The organism is Nocardia sp. NPDC052254, from assembly GCF_040679495.1.
GTDB lineage: Bacteria > Actinomycetota > Actinomycetes > Mycobacteriales > Mycobacteriaceae > Nocardia.
In genome coordinates, this window is the sequence record NZ_JBFAUW010000004.1 from 170,007 (window position 1) to 188,285 (window position 18,279).

7 protein-coding genes are annotated in these 18,279 nt (G+C 68.9%); 2 read left to right on the forward strand and 5 right to left on the reverse strand.

Annotated elements, in window-relative coordinates; translation table 11 throughout:
* Positions 1-65: 65 nt before the first annotated feature.
* The 5 genes from AB0L57_RS12965 to AB0L57_RS12985 form a co-directional block, all read right to left on the reverse strand.
* Positions 66-1,376 carry a polyketide synthase gene (locus AB0L57_RS12965; RefSeq protein ID WP_364960882.1) on the reverse strand — a complete coding sequence of 437 codons (1,311 nt, stop codon included), beginning with the start codon at positions 1,374-1,376 and terminating at the stop codon, positions 66-68.
* Between the two features lie 44 nt (positions 1,377-1,420).
* Positions 1,421-2,167, reverse strand: a complete 747-nt coding sequence (locus AB0L57_RS12970; RefSeq protein ID WP_364960884.1) for an alpha/beta fold hydrolase — start codon at positions 2,165-2,167, stop codon at positions 1,421-1,423.
* A gap of 70 nt (positions 2,168-2,237) precedes the next feature.
* Complete coding sequence (locus tag AB0L57_RS12975) at positions 2,238-6,821, reverse strand: amino acid adenylation domain-containing protein (protein ID WP_364960886.1); 4,584 nt, start codon at positions 6,819-6,821, stop codon at positions 2,238-2,240.
* Between the two features lie 70 nt (positions 6,822-6,891).
* On the reverse strand, positions 6,892-12,993 hold the full coding sequence (locus AB0L57_RS12980) for an amino acid adenylation domain-containing protein (protein WP_364960888.1): 6,102 nt from the start codon (positions 12,991-12,993) through the stop codon (positions 6,892-6,894).
* 43 nt (positions 12,994-13,036) lie between these two features.
* Positions 13,037-16,519 (reverse strand): amino acid adenylation domain-containing protein, encoded by a 3,483-nt coding sequence (locus tag AB0L57_RS12985; protein ID WP_364960890.1) that lies wholly within the window; start codon positions 16,517-16,519, stop codon positions 13,037-13,039.
* A 147-nt stretch (positions 16,520-16,666) separates the two neighbouring features.
* On the opposite strand from AB0L57_RS12985, the gene AB0L57_RS12990 reads away from it, so the two are divergent.
* Together AB0L57_RS12990 and AB0L57_RS12995 are read left to right on the forward strand one after the other, a co-directional pair.
* Positions 16,667-17,365, forward strand: a complete 699-nt coding sequence (locus tag AB0L57_RS12990; RefSeq protein ID WP_364960892.1) for a siderophore-interacting protein — start codon at positions 16,667-16,669, stop codon at positions 17,363-17,365.
* Between the two features lie 99 nt (positions 17,366-17,464).
* Positions 17,465-18,256: an SDR family oxidoreductase gene (locus AB0L57_RS12995; protein ID WP_364960894.1), complete on the forward strand. Its 792-nt coding sequence runs from the start codon at positions 17,465-17,467 to the stop codon at positions 18,254-18,256.
* Positions 18,257-18,279 lie beyond the last annotated feature (23 nt).

The following is an 18,279-nucleotide window of genomic DNA, read 5'->3' on the forward strand; positions in this document are numbered from 1 at the left end:
CTGAGTTCCGCGGGACACCCGCACCCGGTCACGGCGACGATCAGCTGCGCAATTGTCGGTCATGGTCACTCCTCCCCCGCGGGCATCGCGACGATCACATGCGCGTTGGCACCCCCGGCGCCGAACGCGGACACCGCTCCACATCGCATCCCGGCACGGGCCTCCCAGGGCCGCAGGTCGGTCGCCAGCCGCAGGCTGGAGCGCTCCCAATCCACCTTGGACGTGGGCCGGTCGGCGAACAGGCTGGGCGGGATGCGCCCGTGCCGGCCGGCCAGCAGCACCTTGATCAGGCCGAGTACACCGGCCGCGGCCTGGGTGTGCCCGATATTCGACTTCATCGAACCGACCAGAGGCGTGGATTCCGGCGCGCCGTAGGTGTTCTGCAGCGCGGTCAGCTCCACCGGATCACCGGCCCGGGTGGCGGTGCCATGGCCCTCGATCAAGCCGATCTCGGCCGGATCGATCCCCGCGAGCCCGATCGTCCTGCGAATCACTCGTTCCTGCGCGTCCACGCGCGGTGTGAGGATCGGTTTGCCCTTGCCATTGTGGTTGTGCGCGGAGGCGAGCAGACGACCGAAGATCCGGTGGCCCAGCGCACGGGCACGGGATTCCCTCTCCACCAGGACGAATCCGGCGCCCTCACCCCACAGCGTGCCGGTCGCGTCGTCCGAGTAGGAGCGGCAGTGCCCGTCGGCGGACAGTGCGTTGTACTTGGCGAACTCGTAGAACAGGATCGGTGAGCCCATCACGCACACACCGCCGGCCAGCGCCCAGTCACATTCTCCGGCGCGCACGGCGGCCGCCGCCAGATGCACCGCTGTCAGCGACGAGGTACACGCGGTGTCGACGGTCACCGAGGGGCCGGTGAGCCCGAGGCAGTGTGATACCCGGCCCGCCACACTCATCGTCACCTGGCCGACCACGCGATATCCGGTGTAGTCGTTGACCTCCGCACCGCGCGGGCCGTATTCCATCGGCAGCGTCCCGACGAAACAGCCCCCTTCCTCGCCGTCCACCGCACCGGGATTGATCCCCGAGTTCTCCAGGGCCTTCCACGCCACCCGCAGCGCCACCCGCTGCTGAGGGTCGGCCGCGAGCGCCTCGCGCTGTGCGATACCGAAGAAGGTGGGGTCGAATTCGGCTGCGCGGTCGAGAAACCCACCCGCATCCGGTACGTCACCCCAGCCGTCCATGTCGGACAGCGACAGCATTTCCTCGATCGGCCAGCCACGGTCCCGCGGGAATGGCTCGATCATTTCTCTCGCACCCGCCAGGGCGGACCACAGGTCGCCCGGTCCGTCGATTCCGCCGGGCGCTTCCACGGCCATTCCCGAAATGACTATGTGGTCGATGTCCGCCTTCGTTGCCGATGTCATCGTTGATCCCCGCTCTTTACTTTTCGGTCGAACTTCCCTTGCATCTACACGGATTCCGCATTTCTTGCGGTGGCTTCCGCGATCGTCTGGACGTGATCGTTGAGGAAGAAATGGCCGCCTTCGAATATCGAGACCTCGGCGGCGTCGGTGTGTGTGCGCCAGCCGTGCAGATCGGCGATCGAGACGATCGGATCGCGATCGCCGCCCAAGGCGTGCACCGCGGCATTCAGCCGGGCGTCCGGCGGCCCGGTGTAGGTATCGGAGGCGCGATGATCGGCTTGCAACACCGGCAGGGCCAGCCGCATCAGTTCTCGGTTGTCGAGAACATCGGCGCCGGTGCCCTCGAGCATGGCGATGTGGTCGAGCAGCTCCTCGTCGCCGGTGGGTGTCCGCGGCCGGAACTCCGCGCGGCTGGGCGGTACCGCGGCCGCCACCGTCAACAGGCGCACATCCATTCCGGCGGCCTCGGCCAGCAGCACGAATTCGAACGAGACCAATGCGCCCATGCTGTGCCCGAAGGTGAATATCGGCACGCCGCGGTCGAAAGCCGAATCACGGAATTCGGCGAATGCGCCGCAAGCGATCTCCGGAAGCGAGACCGGCAGTGGTTCGTGCGCCCGGTCCTGACGCCCGGGATATTGAAAGACGATCACATCGAATCGCTCGCTGAACGCCTTGGAGAAATTGCGATACGTCGATGCCCCGGCGCCGGCGTGCGGAAATATCAACAGCGGCGGGCTGCCGGGGGCTCGGGGTTTGTGAAACTTCCTGATCCATCCCGGTCTGTGCATATGTTTCCCCTTCGTTCCGTCCACGGCGTCCGCCGCACCGCCCCGTGTGGGTGTGCGCGGGGTGCCGGAGTCAGTACTCGAGAGCGGCCGCGACCGCGGCCACGCTCCGGCTCCACAGTGCGGCCAATGCGGCCGCCTCGGATTCGGTGAACAGCGCTGCACTCCAACGCCATTGGGTGATCAGCCGCGGAACACCCGCATCGCTCTCGATACCCGTGACGACGTCGACGGCGTAGCGCAGCGGCAGATCGGGCTCCGGCGCGATCGGCATGGCCTCGGCGAACGCGGCATCGGTCACGATCGACCATTCACCGTCGTGCCGGACCAGATCCGACCGTCCGAGATAGTTGAATTCGATCTGGGGTTCGGTCGCGCCGGCGAGTTCGGGGACCTGCCGCACCGCGTCCAGAAGTCCGAAATCCAGTCCCTGCCGGGGTATCTCACGCACATGCGCGGCGACGGCGGCGATCAGCCGGGCGGTGCCCACGGGGTCGGCCTCCGCGGTGTCCACATCGATCGCATGCTCGCCGACACCCACCCGGACCGGGAAGACGGTGGTGAACCAGCCCACGGTGCCCGAGGTGTCGGCGCCCACGACCTCGTCCGCGCGGCCGTGATTCTCCAGCGCGATCAGGGCACCACCGGTGTGTTCCTGTGCGCGGGCACGCCGCCACGAGATCATCGTCATCGCCAGCGCGGCCAGCAATGCCTCGCGTACTCCCTCGTCGCGGGTGGGTCCGCGCAACAGCGCCGCCGTGACATCGATGGGTGTGCGAATCATGGTTGCCCGCAACGATGCCCAGGTATCCACGGCAGGATCGGGTGCACGACTGCCGATCGCCGGATCCGGGTCGCGCACCTGTGCGGCCCAGTACCCGAGCCCATCGGTCACCTCGGGGCGTTCGGCGCGCTGCCACAGCAGTCGCGACCACGCGCGATAGCTGGTCGGCTCGGCCAGCACCTTCGGCTGCGTGCCCGCCCGGATCTGTTCCCAGGCAGCGGTCAGATCGGCGGTGAGGATGTGCCAGGACACCACGTCCACGGCCAGATGATGAATGGCCAGGAACAACAGATCTCCGCCGCCGGAGCGCCGGAACCACACCGCGCGCAGCATATTTCCGGTGTCGGGGTCGATCTCGTCGAGGGCGGCATGGGTGGCCGCGCGCAGCTGCGATCCCGCCGCGTCCGCCGCTACGTCCACGATCCGGGTGAGCACCTGTGCCGCGGTGACCGTTCCGGGTTCGCGCGTCACCAGGCGCGGCCCGTCCGCCGTGCGCGTCAGCTGCGACCGCAGGACGTCGTGCCCGTCGAGCAGTACCCGCAGCAGCACACCGAGATCGGCCTCCGTCACCCCCTCGGGAACGGTGAGCAGCATGTTCTGGGTGAAGCGCCGATAGTTGCCGTGCGTGTACATCCAGGAGACGATCGGCAGCGGCGGCGCCTGTCCGTAGGCGTCGCCCTCGACCGAAACCACCTCGGCCACACCCCGATCGACGGCGGCGGCCAGATCGCGGATGGTCGGATTGGCCAGCACCGTCCGAGCGGTGACGGCCAATCCGTTGCGGCGGGCCTGGTTCACCAGCGCGATGGCGACGATGCTGTCCATGCCGAGTTCGAAGAAGTCCTCGTCGACACCCGGCGTGCGCCCGTCGAACACCTCGGCCAGCAGTGCGCCGAGCGTCTTCTCGGTGGGGGTGACCGCGGCGGCTCCCGCGGATCCGCCGGCGGCGAGTGCGATGTCGGCGAGGCGGTCGAGTTCGCGGGCGTCGAGTTTGCCGTTCACGGTCACCGGCAGTCGCGGTACGACCACGATCCGCGCGGGAATCATGTACGCGGGCAATCGATTCGCGAGTGCACCGCGCAGGCCGATCGGATCGACCGCGGCACCGGCCTCGCCGACCACGAATCCCACCAGGCTCGCACCGGCGCCGCGGCGGGTCACCGTGGCGGTCGCGGCGGCGACCCCGGGCAGGGTACGCAGGGCCGTATCCACCTCGCCGATCTCGATACGGTATCCGCGCACCTTCACCTGTGCGTCGGCGCGGCCCAGATAGGCGAGCCGGCCGTCGGCACGGCGGCGCACCAGATCACCGGTGCGGTAGGCCCGGCGCCCGGGATGGAACGGATCGGCCACGAAGCGCGCGGCCGTTCCGCCCGGCCGGTCCGCGTACCCGCGCGCCAGCTGCGGGCCCGCCAGATAGAGCTCGCCGATCACCCCCACCGGAAGCGGGCGCAGCCGGGAATCGAGCACGTACGCCGACATTCCCGCGGTGGGCGCTCCGATGGTCGGCGTATCGGACTGAGGCTCGGCGGCGTCGATCGCGGTGACATCGGCGACCACGGCTTCGACGGTGGTCTCGGTCGGTCCGTAACAGTTGTGCACCGCCACCTCCGGCAGCGCCCGCAGCCGCGCCCACAGCTGGGTGTCGATGGCCTCGCCACCGAGTGCGACCACGGCCGGTGGCCGGTTCAGCAGACCGGCCGCGGTCAGCTGCCGGAACAGCGACGGTGTGGTGTCGATCATGTCGATCGCGTACCGCGCCATCCCGTCGACCAGCCGTTGCGCGTCCCGCACCGACTCGTCGTCGAACAGGTGCAGCGCGTGCCCGTCGAGCAGGCCTACCAGCGGCTGCCAGGACGCGTCGAAGCTCAGCGACCAGGCGTGCGCGATCCGCAACCTGCGCCCGAGCCGGGCGGTGGCGGGGCGATACACCCGTTCACGGTGGTCGAGGAAATAGCTGATCAGCGCCTCGTTGGTACCGATGACGCCCTTGGGTTCACCGGTGGAACCGGAAGTGAAGATGAGATAGGCGACTCCACCCGCGTGCCGGGCCGCATCGGGTGCCGTCGCGGGGCGGGCGGCGATGCGCTTGCCGACGGCCGGGTCGTCGAGCCGCAGCACCGGCCGGTCCCCCGGCAGATCGCCGTGGTCGGCGTCGGCCACCACCAGTCGTGGCCGGGCCTGTCGCAGGATGGATTCGATGCGGGCGGCGGGTAGCGAAAGATCCACGGGCACATACGCGCCTCCGGCGGCGAGGGCGGCCAGCACGGTGACGATAGCCTGCGGCCCGCGCGGCAGCAGCACCGCGACAACGCTTTCGGGCCCCACCCCGGCGGCGGCGAATTCCCCGGCCAGCCGGACCGCCCGCTCGTGGAGATCGCCGTAGGTGAGCAGCCCGGTATCGGTGGTGAGCGCGACCGCGTCCGGGGTGCGGGCGGCCTGGCGCGCGAACACATCGAAAACCGTTGGCGCCTGGGCACTGCCGGGATCGCCCGGGGACGGCACCGCGGGCGTGGTGGACGACCGCAGCAGGGCCGCGGGCTCCGAAGCGGGCAGCACCTCCAGTTCGTCACCGGACCTGCCGGTCGCGTCCGGCAGGCCGCGTAGCACCGCCAGCATGCTCGCACCGATGTCGGCGGGCAGATACGGCACCGACTCCCGGACCGCCTCCACGACGACCAGCAGTTCCTCGCCCAGCAGGTGCGACACCACGGTCAGCGGATAGTGGGTCAGGTTCTCGGTCATCACCGGGTGCAGGGTGACCCCGCCGTCGAGGGCCGCGGTGCCGAAGGCGTCCTCCATCGGCGCGTTCTGGAAGACGAACATGGTGTCGAACAGCGCACCGTGCCCGGCCGCGCGCTGCACCGACGACAGGCTCAGAAATCCGAGCTCGCGCATGGCCGCCGATTCCCGTTGCAGCCGTGCGCATTCCGCCACCACATCGGCGTCCGGATCGAACCGGAAGGCGACCGCCACGGTATTGAGAAACAGGCCGATGATGCGGTCCACGCCGGGGATCCGGTCCGGTCGCCCCGTCACCACGGTGCCGTAGACGACGTCGCGGCGGTCGGTGAGGCGGGAAAGCACCAGCGTCCACGCGAATTGGACGGCCGTATTGAGCGTCAGCCCCCGCGACCGCGCCCACTGCGCGAGGCGGGCCGTATCGGCGGCCGACAGCGCGAAGCGGGTGATCTCGGCGGGAGTGCTGACCTCGGCGCGATCGATTCCCATCGCTCCGCCACCATCGGCGACCATCAGTGGCCCGTCGAGCACACCCAGGTAGTCGACCCAGCGACGTTGGGCGGCCACCATGTCCTGGGTGGCGAGCCAGGCGATGTAGTCCCGGTAGGGCCGGACCGGAGGAAGTGAATCATCCTGTCCCCCCGACTGATACAGCGCACGCAGCTCGGTGAAGAACAGCCCGAGCGACCACCCGTCGATGAGAATGTGATGGATCGTGACGATCATCCGGCCCCGCCGGGTGCCGTCCGGATCGGGTGGCAGCATCACCACCAGGACCCGCAGCGCCGGACCACTGCTCAGATCGAACGGCCGGCGGATCTCGGCGGCGGTGACATCGTCCAATTCCTGTGGCAGCGCGTCGATCTCGCGCCACGGCAACTCCACCTCGGCGGGCACGATCTGCACCGGGCGCGGCACGTCCTCATCCCAGAACACCGCCCGCAGATTCGAATGCCGTCGCAGCACCGCCTCGATGCTGCGTCGCATCCGCGCGCCGTCCAATGGTCCCTCGATGTCCACGACGAACGGAATCGTGTACACGTCGTCGTCCCCGGACAGGTGGGACAGCGACAGCAGCCCCTCCTGCAGCGGGGCCAGTGCCAGCACATCCTCGATCCGCGCACTGCTCATCGCTATCGCCTCCCGATCCCCGTATCGTTGGGCTCTGCGGCCTGGCCGCGGGTTGTCTACCTCAGTCGGATCACTGCCACATCCGTCTCATGACCAGCAGGCCCTGGTCCTCGTCGTCGAGCACCGGAACCGAGCTGATCGGCTGGTTCGGTGCGTCGGCGATGGCCCGCAGGGTGTTGTGGAAGGCGGTTTCGATGATCCGGGCGTCGTCGGCCTCGAAGGCGTCCTCGGCGTAGAAGATCGCCGCCTGTACCGAATCGCTGGGCAGCAGCGAGTTCGCCGGGAAGATCATCAGCAGCAGCGCGTTGTCGGTCGCGCCCGCGCCCTCGAAGGAGGCCAGCTGCAGCCCCGCGGTGCCCAGCAATCGCTCGAGCTCCTTGCGGCCGGGCGGGTAGGACTCGAAGACGAACATGGTGTCGAACAGCTTGCGGCTGCCGGCGGCCCGCAGCGCCGAAGTCAGCGGATAGCTGTGATACTCCATCAGTTCCATGCGCCGGGACTGGACCTCGCCCAGGTGCTCACGCCACGTCCGGTCACCGGAGAAGCCGATCACCGCCGGGATGATGTTGGCGAAACAGCCGATGGCGTTGTCGACCTCGTCGAGATCTGCCGGGCGGCCCGATACCGCCTCACCGAAGACCGTCGTCTCCTCACCCGCCACGTAGCGCAGCGCGTTCGCCCAGGCCAGCTGGCACACCACGCTGAAGGTGGTACCCAGTTCGGAGGCCAGCACGGTGAGCCGGTCGACGAGCTCGTCGTCGATCGCGAACGAACGCTCGACCGGAATACCGTCACTGCTCAGTCCGCGTCCCGGCGCGACGAGGCACGGCTGCACACCCTCGAGCACCGGACGCCAGGCGGCCTCGACCGCCTCCTGACCGTCCTCGACCATGGCGAGGAATTTCCCGAAGGTCTCCGGGGTGGCGATCGGATCCGCGCCCGCGACGGCGTATTCGGCGAACACCTCACGCGCCACCAGCTGTCCGGACCAGCCGTCGAGCAGCATGTGGTGCATGGTCAGCACCACGGTGTGCACGCCGTCGGGCATGTGTACGACGGTGACCCTGGTCAGCGGGCCGTGTGCGAGATCGAACTGCTCGGCCTGGTCGGACCGGTAGAACTCGTGCAGGCGCCCGGTCGCATCCGCCACATTCGACAGGTCGATCTCGCGGACCGGGATCGGCACGCGCCCGGCCACGATGGCGTAGGGACGCCCGGCATGCGACACCGACAGTGTCACACGCAGATTCGGATACCGGTTGAGCACGGTGTCGAAGGCACGGCCCAGCCGCGGCACATCGAGATCACCGCGCACACCGATCAGGGTCTGCACGTTGTAGACGTCGCGGGCACCGGCGCTGAGCGCGGTCAGGTACAGACCGGCCTGCATGGGCGCCAGCGGATACACGTCCTCGAATTCGCCGTAGATGTCGCGCCAGCGGTCGAGGTCGAGCTGGGTCGGTCCCACGGCGAGCACATCACTGGGGCTCAAGCGGCGTGTCTGGTTGTCGCGCACCGCCTTGGCCAGCTCCGCTAGCCCGGATTCCCAGAGCTCGGCCAGTTCGCGGACATCGTCGTCGGACAACGGCCCGGCCGGGAAGCGGAACGACGCCTGCAGTGTCACCCGGTCGTCCTCGGTCAGCGCCACCGTGTTGATGTCCAGCAGGGCGGGCGCGGGCATCGTGGGATTCGCGTGCCCGCCCATATAGCCGAATTCCGGTGCCGCCGAGAAGTTCTCGATACTGTCCTCGGCGCCCGCGGCGGCGAACCGGCCCATGTAGTTGAAGCTGATCTGCGGGGTGCGGTACTGCTCGAGCGCGGTGCGGGTCTCGGTGTTGAGCCAGCGCAGCAGGCCCCAGCCGATACCGGATTCGGGCACCGCCAGCAGCTGCTCCTTGACCGCCTTGACCGCCGGCTCCACCTCCGAGCCGCCCGTGACATCGAGGGTGACCGGGTAGGTCGTGGTGAACCAGCCCACGGTATTGGCCAGATCGACACCGGCGAACAGGGTTTCGACGCGGCCGTGCCGTTCCATGGTCAGCGACACCGTGGCGGCATCGGAGTCGCGGCGCTGCCGGAACCGGTGCACCGCCACCGCCAGCGACGCCACCTGGATGTCGAGGAAATCGCAGCCGAAGGCCGTGGTGGCCGTGGTCATCAAGAAGGCGGTGTCGTCGGAGTCGAGCGAGGTGGTGATCTCGCGGACGGTGGCGACGGTGTCCACCGCGGGATCGAGTTCGCGCCCGCCCAGCAGCGGGTCGACGCCCGCGGCGGCGGCGGTCCAGTACGGCAGGGTGTCGAGCACGCTGCCGGCCGTCGCCAGCCCGGTGAGACTGGTGTTCCAGGTCTTCACCGAGGTGCCGGATTCCGCGGCCGCGGACGGGTCGTCCCACAGCTGGCGCAGATCGTCGTGGATGATGCGCCAGGACACGCCGTCGACCACCAGATGATGGATCACCAGCAGCAGCCGGCCCTGGGCACCGTCATCGGAGCGCACCCAGATCGCGGCGACCATCCGCCCGTCGGCCGGGTCGAGCAGTTCGCTGCCGTGCCGAAGATGTTCACGCAGTTGCGAACCCGCGGCACGATCCCACTGGGCGGCGGGCACGACGATCTCGGTGAGGGTCGGTTCGGCGATCTGCTCGCCCGGGCCCGGGATGTAGAAGGCCGTTCGTCCGCCGGTATCGATGGCCAGCCGGGCCCGCAACATCGGATGCCGGTCCACCAGTGCCGCGACCACGGCGGTGACCTGCTCGAGGCTGCCGTGCGGCGGTGTCACCACCGCGGTGGCCTGACTGTAGGCGCTGTGATCGGGCGCGGTCTCGGTGAGCACGGTGGCGATCGGGTTGAGCGGAATCCACCCGGTCTGCTCGCCCACCTCCGCCAGTGCCGGGGCGCCGCCCGCCACGATCGGTTCGGCCGCCGCCGCGATCCGTGCGATCGTGCGCGCGTCGAACAGCGCGCTGGTCGTGATGAACAGTCCGCGCTTCTTCAGCGCGGACGCCATCCGGATGGCGGTGATGGAATCGCCACCGAGGGCGAGGAAATCGTCGTCGGCGGCGAGTTCGGCCGTCTCCGCGATGCCGAGCACCTGGCGCACCGCGTCGGCCACGCTGCGTTCGGCCTCGTCGCGCAGTGCGCGGCCACGGCCGGTGCTGCCGCCGAGATCGGGTGCGGGCAATGCCCGCCGGTCCAGTTTGCCGTTCGCGGTCAGCGGCAACTCATCGAGCCGCACCAGCGCGGACGGGATCATGTACTCCGGCAGTCGTTGCGCCAGATGGGCTTTGATCTCCGCGACGTCGTCGCCGGTACCGAACTGCGAATCGGCCTCGGGCACGTAATAGGCCACCAGCGCGAGGTCGCCCGCGCTCTGCGGTGTCGTCACCGCGACCGCCGAGGCGATACCCGGCATCCGGCGCAGTACGGTGCCGATCTCACCGAGTTCGATGCGGTGACCGCGGACCTTGACCTGATCGTCGACGCGGCCCAGATACTCCATGCGGCCCTGCGAATTCCAGCGCACGATATCGCCGGTGCGATACATCCGCGCTCCCGGCTCACCCGCGAAGGGGCAGGCCACGAACGCACCCGCGGTCAGATCCGGACGTCGGTGATAACCGCGGGCCAGCTGCACACCACCGAGGTGGAGCTCGCCGACCACACCGGGCGGCACCTGCCGCAGGTGCTCGTCGAGGACGTACACCGACGAATTCCATTCGGGCGCACCGATGAGCGCGGAGCGAATCGTGTCCTCGTGCGGATCGATGCCGGCGAAGTCCTCGTGCATGAGGTCCATCGCGCCCTCGGTCGGGCCGTACAGCCCGAGCACCGTGCCGCCGAAGAACCGGCTCGATTCCTCGACCAGCGCCGGTGGCACCGATTCGCCACCCAGGTACACATAGCGCATCGACTGCAGCCGCGACGGATCCGGTCCGGCGTCGATGAAGGCGCGAACCACACTGGGCACCAGCGAGATCTGCGTGATCCGGTGCCGGTGGATGATGCCGGCCAGCGCCTCCACATCCGCCTGCCACCAGTCCGGCGGCGGCAGGACGGTGGCCGATCCGGTGCACAGCGCGTTGACCAGTTCGAAGACCGAGACGTCGAATCCGATCGGCGCCTTCTGCAGAATGCGCTCCTCGCCGAATTCCAGGTAGTCGCGCATCCACTGCACGTGGTTGGTGACACCGCGCTGCGGAACCACGACGCCCTTGGGGCGGCCGGTGGTACCGGAGGTGTAGAGCAGATAGGCGGCGTCGAGGCCGTGGATCGGCCGCTCGAACGCGGCGGCCGGTAGTTCCGCCCCACCGGCGGCGGTCAGCTCGGCGACCACGGCAGGATCGGCGAGATCGACGACCGGAACGGTGATCTCGACGCCCGGCGCCTGTGCGGCGGTCACCAGCAGCAGGGACGGCTGCGCGTCGGCCAGCATGTATTCGATGCGATCGATCGGATAACTGGGATCGACCGGGAAGTACACCGCGCCGACCCGCTGCACCGCCGCGAAGGCGATCGGCAGCCGCTCACCACGCTCGGCGTACACCCCGACCCGGTCGCCCGGACGGACACCGCGTGCCAGCAGCACCCGCGCGAGTTCGTTGACCCGCGAATCGAATTCGCGATAGGTCAGCTCCAGGTCACCGAATACGACGGCCGTGCGGTCCGGATATCTCGCGGTGGCCGTGCGGATCATCGAGTCGATGGTGTCGGCTTCGATATCCACCACGGTGCCGTGCGACCACTGCGACAGCGCGGCGGCATCCGAACGGGACAGCGTCGTCAGCTCGGCGATCGGCCGGTGCGGGGCGGCCGCGGCCAGCACCTGATCGATGTACTCGTGCAGCCGGTCGACGGTCGCGGCATCGAAAAGGTCGGTGCGGTAGGTGATCTGCACATCGGTGCGGTCGCCGTGCATGAACGTCTCGACGACCAGCGGCAGCAGCGCGGCACCGTTGTGCATCAGCTCCCAGCTGGTGGTCGCTCTGGCGAGCTGCGGGCCGTCGATCTTCTGGTGCAGGAACAGCACCATGGTGTCGAACAGGCTCGACCCCACATTGCCCGTGACCGCGTTGACCGCGCGCACGATGCCTTCCTGCGGAAAGTGCTTGTGGCCGAAGCCGTCGGTGATCACGCCGCGAACCTGTTCGACCAGTTCGTCGAACCTCGTCGCACCGTCCGCGGAGATGCGCAGCGGGAGCATGTTGCTGAGGTTGCCGATCAGCAGCTCCATACCGGATTCCTCACGGTTGGCGACCGTGGTGCCGATGACCATGTCCGCGCGGCCGGTCATCTGCCGCAGCGCGAGGTAGTAGGCGGACAGGAAGACCGAGAACGGCGTGGTGCGCAGCCGGCCGGTCAGCTCACGCAGGGCGGCATCGGCGGGGGCGCTCAGTGGTTTGTCCGAACGCTCGCCGCGCTCGGTGACCGCCACCGGACGCCGGTCGTAGGGCAGCTGCAGTTCGGGCAGCTCCCCGTCGAATCGGCTCTGCCAGAAGCGGATGTCCTCGTCGTGGTCGTCGGCGGCGAACCGGTCGGCCTCCCATTCGGCGAAGTCGGCCACCTGTAATCGCAGCGGTTCGACCGTGATCGGGCCGGTGCGGGCCTGGCGGTAGAACTCCTCCACATCGCGCGAGAGGGCAGGCAGCGTCATACCGTCCCACGCGATGTGCTGCATGACCACGATCGCGACCAGCTCGTGCGCGTGTACCCGGGCGAAGGTCACCCGCAGCGAGGATTCGGCGGTCAGGTCGAAGCTCTCCCGGGCCGCGGCTTCGGTGAGCTCACGGACCTGCGCTCGCGCCGCCTCGTGCTCGGCCGCGGACAGATCCACCTCGCGCAGCCGAGGCGGCAGCTCGGTGTGGATGCGCTGGTAGGGCTCACCGTCGTCGTCGGTGTGATAGGTCGTGCGCAGTACTTCGTGCCGCCGCACCAGCGCCTCGAACGCCGCGCGCAGTGCGGAGCTGTCGACCGCACCCTCGAAGGTGAGCGCCAGGCACAGGTTGTAGGCGGTGCTGCCGGGCGAGATCTGTTGATGGGCCCACACATAACGCTGCCCGAACGACAGCGGTGCGCGCTCCGGATCCCGCCGGGCCTCGACCGCGGCGGCGGTGGCCAATCCTTCCTCGGCGAGCCGAGCCGCCATCGCTGCCTGCAGGTCTTCGAGCGAACGCATGTGACGAACCAATCTTCCTACGACGAGATATCGCGGACCGCGCTCAGCGGTCGCTTCCGGCCAGGGCCGAATCCGTTTGTGGCACATCGACCTCGGCGAGTTCGAGCAGAATTCGCGAGACCCGCGCCAGCCGGCCGGGGGCGGTGTCGGCAGCGACCAGTCCGGCGCTGATACGCCGTACCGTGCGGCCACCGAAAACCTCGGTGACACCGAACTTCTCGACCGCGAGCAGCCCGCGGACCTTCGCGGTGAGAGTGGTGGCGAGAATCGAGTTGCCGCCGATTTCGAAGAAGTCGGTGTCGACACCGATGCGTTCGATGCCCAGGATCTGGGCCGCGATATAGGCCACGGCCGCCTCGACCTCATCGGCGGGCGCGACGTATTCCTGTGCGGCCGCCGGTGATTCGCTGTCCAGACCGCGCTTGATCGCCGCGCGGTCGAACTTGCCGTTCGGGGTGAGCGGAATGGCGTCGAGAACGTCGATGATCTCCGGAATCATGTGCGCGGGCAGGAGGTCGCGCAGCTCCGCACGCAGTGCGGCCGCATCGGCACCCGGTGCGCTCACCGCGGCGGCCAGGCGGCCGGAGTCGGTCACCAGCGCCACCGCCTGCTGCACCCCCGGCAGTGTGGTCAGCGCCGATTCGACCTCGCCGAGTTCCACCCGGTAGCCGCGGATCTTGACCTGATGGTCGGCGCGGCCGAGGAAATCGACGGTGCCGTCGGGCAGATAGCGGGCGAGATCGCCGGTGCGGTACCAGCGCACGCCGTCGATCTCGACGAAGCGCTGCGCGGTGCGTTCCGGATCGCCGCGATAGCCGTCGGCGACACTGGTTCCGCCGAGCCACAATTCGCCGACCACCCAGTCCGGGCAATCCTCACCGCGTTCGTTGACCACCCGCATCGCCACATTGGCCAGCGGGGTGCCATACGGCACGCTGGCCCACTCGGCCGGGAATTCGTCGGTGACCTCGCAGACCGTGGAATGGATGGCCGCCTCGGTGGCACCACCGAGACCTGCGAACCGCAGGCCCGGGACCAGTGCCCGCAGGCGGTGGCCCAGATCGGCGCCGACGCGATCACCACCGGTGATCACCAGGCGCAGCGAACGCAGCTGCTCGGCGTCGCTGTCCGCGGTGGCGGGAGCGGCTCCCGCCACGGTGTCCAGCAGCATCCCGATCAGCCCGGGCGCGCAGTTGAGCACGGTCACACCGTGATCGGCGATCAGTCGCGCCCAGCCCTGCGCATCGCGCTCGATCTCGCCGTCCACGCAGACCAGTGCGCCGCCGAGGGCGAGCGGGGCGAAGATGTCGTAGACCGACAGATCGAATTCCAGCGACGACAGCCCGAGCATGCGCTCGTCGGCGCCGAGCCCGAAATGGGCGGCGAGGGCGTCGATCGTATTGGCGGCGGCGCGGTGACCGACCTCGACCCCCTTCGGCTCACCGGTGGATCCGGAGGTGAACAGCACATAGGCGGTGCTGTCGGGCGATGGCGAGTGCGGGCCGTCCAGCTTCGGACCGGTCAGCGCCGCTTCGATATCCACGGCGGTGACCTCGGCGGGCAGCTCGGTCGCGGTGTCGACGAGGGCCACCCGGGCACCGGCGCGGGTCAGGATCCGATCGCGGCGGACCGCGGGCTGCCCGGTGCCGATCGGCACATAGGTGGCACCGGCGGCCAGCACACCCAGGACAGCCGGAATCTGCCGGTGCCCCTTGCCGATCACGACCGCGACGGTGTCACCGGGCCGCACACCGGCATCGCTGAGCGCCCGGCCGACGGCCAGGGCCTGATCGGCGAGTTCGCCGTACCCGGCGGCACCACCGTCCCGCCACAGCAGCGCGGGGCGCTGCGGATTCTGTTGTGCCCGTGCGAAGAACGCGTCGTGCAGGGTGCGGCGGCCGAGATCGGCCGCCGTGTCGTTGACCTGCGCGCGGACCGCGGCCTGCTCGGGCGGCAGTGCGATGGACAGCGGCGCGTTCCAATCGGCGCCGGGTTCGACCAGGGCCAGCAGCAACCGGCGGAACTCGGCGAACATCGCCTCCACCACGCCCTCGGGCATCGCATCGCGGCGCACGTCCCAGTTCACCAGCAGGCCGCCGGACAGCTCGGCCACCTGGGCGTCCAGATCCACCTGCGGCCCCTGCGAGAGGACCCACACCGGCTCACCGAAAAGGCGAGTCACCTGGTCGGAGAACAATTCACCGAGATTCAGGCCCGAGGTGAAGACCACCGAGGGGGTCACCGGGGCACCGCGCAACCGGCCCAGATCACGCAGAACATCCAGGCCCTCATAGGTGGAATGGGCCGCGCAGGTGTGCAATTCGCGCTGCAGCCGCTTGGCGCGCGCCACCGCCGACTCGGACGCCCGGGCATCGACGTCGACGAGGACCGAATTGGTGAAATCGCCGACCACCCGGTCGATGTCGTCATGGAAGGGTTCGCGGTCGAACAGCGGCACGTTCAGCAGGAAACGCTGCTGGGCCGACCACCGCGCGATCGCCTCGGAGAACACGGTGGCCAAGGTGACCGCGGGCGTGACGCCGTGGCTGTGCGCGACCTTGTTCAGCTGCGCCTTCGCCTCGGGTGAGAACCAGTGATGCAGGCGGATGCTGCGTGCCGGATCGCGCCGCTCGTCCTCGGGCAGCACGGGCAGGGCGGGGATGTCGGGCAGATCGGCGAGCCGGTCCTGCCACCAGTCGCGCGCTGCCGAATTGTCCGGCGCGGTACGGCCTTTCGTGTCCAGATATTCGCGGAAGGTGTAGCCGACGGTGTCGGCCGCCTCGGCGTCGGTGTCGTAGAGGGTGGCCAGATCGTCGAGAACTCGCCGATAGCTCTGCGCGTCGCCGGCGAGCATGTCGACGTCCACGTGCAGGCGATGCGCGCCGTCCGGCAGCCGGGTGAGGGTGATGTCGACGACCTCACCGGCCTCGACATCCATGCGCTGATGACTCTTGTCGTGGCGCAGCCGTTCCAGCTCGGCGGCCGGGTCTGCCGACGCGGTGAGATCCACCGCGCGGAACACCGGTCGCTGCGGTTCGGGCAGCACCCGCTGGGTTCCGCTGTCGGTGAACTGCACCCGCAACTGTGGATGCCGCCGCACCACGCGCGCGACGGCGCGTTCCATCCGATCGGCATCCAGGCCGTGCCCGTCGAATTCCACGTACAGATGCGCGGCGACGCCACCGAGCCGCTGATCCTGGCGACGGCCCACCCAGTAGGCGTGCTGCATGGTGGCGAGCGGGAACTCCTCCCCCTCGGCCACCGAAGTCGGTGCCGCGGGCGCGGATTCGACCACCGCGGGTTGCGCTTCGGCGCCCAGCAACTCCGCCCAGGCCGAGATCGTCGGCTGCAGTGCGAGCTCGGAACTACGCACTTCGTGGCCCTGTTTACGCCAGCGACCGGCCAGTCGCATCAGTAACATAGAGTGCATACCGAGGCCGACCAGATCGTCGTCATAACCGATCGATTCGGGTTGTATCCCCAGCTCCGCCGCCACGATGTCACGTACATCCGCTGTGCCGAGCATCAGGTAAAACTCCTTACCGGCCGGAAATCTGGCCTCACCACACACTTCAAAGGCTAGGCTTGCCTAACCTCCAAGCATGGTAACCCAGATGCCTTCTCATGTCGTAAGGATGTGGTTTGGCTAACCTAACCCAGATACTCTAGCTCTATGGGCAAAGGCTTCAATGGCGTCGTTCTGAAGGCGCTCGGCGCCGACGACTACCGGTTCACGGTGACCTCGACGCAGCAGATCAGCGACAAGTACCTGCGTATCGGGTTCACCGGTGGTGGCCTGCTGACCGCACATCCGGTACATCCCACCCAGTGGGTGCGGATCTGGTTCGCCGAGGACAGCGGCAACCTGGTCCAGCGCGGCTACACCCTCGTCGACCCGAATCCGGACGCCGACACCTTCGATATCGAATTCGCCCTGCACGGCGGCCCCGCCTCCCGCTGGGCCCAGAAGGCCGCCGTCGGCGACGAGATCGATGCCACGGTGATGGGCTCGAAATTCGCCGTACCCGAACCGACCCCGTCGGAATTCCTGATCTTCGGCGACAGCGCCTCCCTGCCCGCCATCAACTCCCTGCTCGATGCCATCGGCGAAACCCCCGCGCGGGTCTGGCTGGAATGGCAGGAGGAATCCGAACAGTCGCTGCCGGTGCGCACCGGACCGAAGACCGAGGTCACCTGGGTACAGCGCGTCAACTACGGCCAGTTGCTGCGCCAGGCCGCCGAATCGGCGACCTGCGCTTCCGACGCCTTCGGCTGGGCGGCCTGCGACGCCGCCACCACCCGGGCCATCGGCAAATCACTGAAAGGCAAGCTGCCGAAGGGGAATGTGGCCGTGCGCGGTTACTGGCGGTGAGCCGTCACCCACTGATACCGGTATGACAGATTGACTCCGGACGTACCGGCCGTACGGGCACATCGCCCCCACCGATCACGGCCGGCCGGAGAGGATGTCATGACTTCGCCAGCAGGTTCGGACGCACGGACCTATGTGGTCACCGGCTCGGCATCGGGTATCGGCGCCGCGACCGCCGCACTGCTGCGCGAACGAGGGGCCCGCGTCATCGGCTGCGATATCGACGAGGCCGATGTCCGCGCCGATCTGTCGACCGCGGCCGGCCGGCAATCGCTGGTCGACCAGGTCGGCGAGTTCGGCCGCATCGATGCGGTATTGGCCGTCGCCGGTGGTGGCAGAACGGGAATGCTCGAAACCAACTATTTCGGCGCCGTCGCGACCTTGACGGGATTGCGCCCGCTGCTGGCGCGCGGCACCGATCCCCGTGCGGTCGTCGTCTCGTCGACGTCGTCGCTGGCACCGGCGGACGAACGACTCGTGCAGGCCTGCCTGGACGGCGCCGAAGCAGCGGCCGTGGATCTGCTCGCCGCCGATCCCTCGGCAGGTGGGTCGACCGCCGGTTACGGTCCCGCCAAACGCGCGCTGAACCGCTGGGTACGCAGACAAGCCCCGACCGCCGAGTGGGCCGGGGCCGGTATCGCCCTCAATGCCGTCGCCTCGGGCGTGGTCGACACCCCCGCCGCGGCCTGGATATTCGCCGACGACAACATCCGCACGGCCGTGGAAACCGCTGCGCCCCAACCCTTCGGCGGCTTCCCCGGCCGCCCCGAATGGGTCGCCGAAGCCCTCTGCTGGCTGGGTGGACCCGACAACCGCTTCATCACCGGCCAGATCATCTTCGCCGACGGAGGTTCGGAGGCCGCGGCACTCGGCGACCACCACTGGCGGTGAAGCTCCGCCCGATCGACCGCCTG

Excerpts from the sequence above, each read along its gene's own strand:
- AB0L57_RS12965 (WP_364960882.1), bottom strand. The coding sequence starts at position 1,376 with ATGACATCGGCAACGAAGGCGGACATCGACCACATAGTCATTTCGGGA.
- AB0L57_RS12970 (WP_364960884.1), bottom strand. The coding sequence starts at position 2,167 with ATGCACAGACCGGGATGGATCAGGAAGTTTCACAAACCCCGAGCCCCC.
- AB0L57_RS12975 (WP_364960886.1), bottom strand. The coding sequence starts at position 6,821 with ATGAGCAGTGCGCGGATCGAGGATGTGCTGGCACTGGCCCCGCTGCAG.
- AB0L57_RS12980 (WP_364960888.1), bottom strand. The coding sequence starts at position 12,993 with ATGCGTTCGCTCGAAGACCTGCAGGCAGCGATGGCGGCTCGGCTCGCC.
- AB0L57_RS12985 (WP_364960890.1), bottom strand. The coding sequence starts at position 16,519 with ATGCTCGGCACAGCGGATGTACGTGACATCGTGGCGGCGGAGCTGGGG.
- AB0L57_RS12990 (WP_364960892.1), top strand. The coding sequence starts at position 16,667 with ATGGGCAAAGGCTTCAATGGCGTCGTTCTGAAGGCGCTCGGCGCCGAC.
- AB0L57_RS12995 (WP_364960894.1), top strand. The coding sequence starts at position 17,465 with ATGACTTCGCCAGCAGGTTCGGACGCACGGACCTATGTGGTCACCGGC.